This window comes from Rhodococcus aetherivorans, assembly GCF_011058165.1.
In the GTDB taxonomy this organism is placed as follows: Bacteria; Actinomycetota; Actinomycetes; order Mycobacteriales; family Mycobacteriaceae; genus Rhodococcus; species Rhodococcus aetherivorans.
Genome location: NZ_JAALEG010000181.1, coordinates 1 through 2,738, shown reverse-complemented (window position 1 = coordinate 2,738; position 2,738 = coordinate 1). Strand labels below are relative to the sequence as shown.

Genomic DNA, 2,738 nt, shown 5'->3' with positions numbered 1-2,738 from the left:
CGCCGCCCGCGCCCCCGACCCGGCATGCGACTCGAGCCGCGCCGCCAACCCCGCCACCGTCGACGCCTCGAACACCGTACGCACCGGCACCGACGCCTCGAGCGCCGCCCCGATCCGCGCCACCACCTGCGTCGCGATCAACGAATTCCCACCCAACGCGAAGAAATCGTCGTCCGCCCCGACCCGCTCGACCCCGAGCACCTCGGTGAACACCGACGCCACGATCTGCTCCACCGGCGTGACCGGCGCCCGGAACACCGCCGCCTCGAACACCGGCTCCGGCAACGCCCGCCGATCCAGCTTGCCCGACGCATTCGTCGGCAACGCCGCCAACACCATTACCGCATCGGGCACCATGTACCCCGGCAACACCTCGCCCACCGCCGCCGACAACTGCCGCACATCGACCTGCACACCCGCCGCCGGCACCACATACCCCACCAACTGCTGGCCCAGCTCGGTCTCCCGCACCAGCACCACCGCCTGCGCCACCTGCGGCTGCACCGACAACGCCGCCTCGATCTCCCCCAGCTCGATCCGCAGACCCCGCACCTTGACCTGGAAATCGGTCCGACCGAGGTAGTCCAGCTCACCACCGGCGGTCCACCGCACCAGATCCCCCGTGCGATACAACCGCGACCCGTCCCCGGCGAACGGATCGGCCACGAACCGCTCCGCCGTCAGATCGGACCGGCCGACGTACCCGCGCGCCAACTGCACCCCGGCCAGATACAGCTCACCGGCCACCCCCACCGGCACCGGCCGCAACCGCCCGTCGAGCACATACACCCGGCTGTTCCACACCGGCGCCCCGATCGGCACCGCCACCACGTCCGCATCGACCACCTCGTGGAACGTCACATCCACCGCAGCCTCGGTCGGACCGTACAGATTGTGCACCCCCACCCGCGGCAACTCGCCCCGCAACCGCTGCGCCACCGCCCCCGGCAACGCCTCGCCCGACGCGAACACCCGACGCAACGACCCGCACCCCGACGCCACCCCGGCACCGAGGAACGCCGCCAACATCGACGGCACGAAATGCACCGTCGTCACCGACTCCCGACCGATCACCTCCGCCAGATACCGCGGATCTCGATGACCATCCGGCACGGCGATCACCAACCGCGCACCAACCTGCAACGGCCAGAACAACTCCCACACCGACACATCGAACGTCACCGGCGTCTTCTGCAACACCACATCCGAACCGTCGAGCCCGTACCGGCCCTGCATCCACACCAACCGGTTCACGATCGCCGTATGCGAGACCGCCACACCCTTCGGCCGCCCCGTCGACCCCGACGTGAAGATCACATACGCCGGATGCTGCGGTCGCAACACCGCCACCCGCTCCGACTCGGCCACCGGCGCATCCGAGAACCCCGACACCTCGACCTCGTCGATGCACAGCACCGAGCGGCCGCCGACAACGGTGACACCGTCACGCGAGGCGGACAGGACAACCACCGGATCGGCGGTATCGACGACGTGCGCGATCCGCTCGGCCGGCAGATCCGGATCCACCGGCACGTACGCCCCACCGGCTTCGAGCACGGCATAGATGCCGACCAGCATCTCGACCGAACGCCGCATCGCCAGCGCCACCAACGACTCCGGCCCCACCCCCTGGGACATCAGATAACGCGCCACCCGACGAACACGCGACGCGAACTGCGCATACGTCAGCACCTCACCACCGGCACCGACAACCGCGACCGCATCCGGCGTCCGTGCCACCTGCGCCTCGAACAACGACACCAACGACGCAGCCGTATCCACCGGGTGTGCCGTGGCGTTGACCGCCTCGACCACGAACGACCGCTCCACCGCCTCCAACAGCGGCAGATCACCCACCGCGACCGACGGATCCGCCACCGCACCCGCCAACACGCGCACGAACCGCTCCGCAAACCGCGACACGGACTCCCCATCGAACAAATCCGTCGCATAGACGATGTCCGCCGCGTAGTGGCTGCCGCCATCCGGATCCACGGTGTCGACGAGGGTGAGCTGGAGGTCGAACTTGGCTGCCACGGTGTCGATTTCGACACCCGAGAGGGACAGGTCACCGAGTTCGAACTCGGGTGTGGCGAGGTTCTGAAACACCAGGGAGACCTGGAAGAGCGGCGAATGCGCTTGCGAACGAACCGGGTTGAGCACCTCGACGAGACGCTCGAACGGCACGTCGGCATGGCCGAACGCACCCAGGTCCGTCTCCCGCACCCGCGCCAGCAGATCCGCGAACGACTCCCCCGAATCGATCCGGGCCCGCAGCACCAGGGTGTTGACGAACATGCCGACCAGCTCGTCGAGTTCGGCCTCACCGCGTCCCGCGATCACCGTTCCGACAGCGACGTCGTCCGTCGCGGCCAGGCGCGCCAGCGTCACCGCCAGCGCAGCGTGCACCACCATGAAGCCGCTCGTGCCGGTGCGGCGCCCCAGTGCGTCGATTCCGGACTGTAGATCCGCGCCGATCTCGAAGAGGTGATCCGCGCCGCGATACGACGCCACCGGCGGCCGTGGCCGGTCGGTGGGCAGCTCCAGGCTGTCGGGCAGATCGGCCAGCTGGTCCCGCCAGTAGTCGAGCTGGCGCGAGATCAGCGACTGCGGGTCGGTCTCGTCGCCGAGCACCTCACGCTGCCACAGGGTGTAGTCGGCGTACTGCACCGGCAGCGGCGCCCACGCCGGCGCCTCGCCGCGGCTGCGCGCCGCATACGCCACCATCACGTCGCGGG

1 protein-coding gene is annotated in these 2,738 nt (G+C 69.4%); it reads right to left on the bottom strand.

What is annotated here, in order from left to right; all coding sequences use genetic code 11:
- A partial coding sequence (locus tag G6039_RS29985) for a non-ribosomal peptide synthetase (protein ID WP_164528193.1) occupies positions 1-2,738 on the bottom strand: 2,738 nt, incomplete at both ends.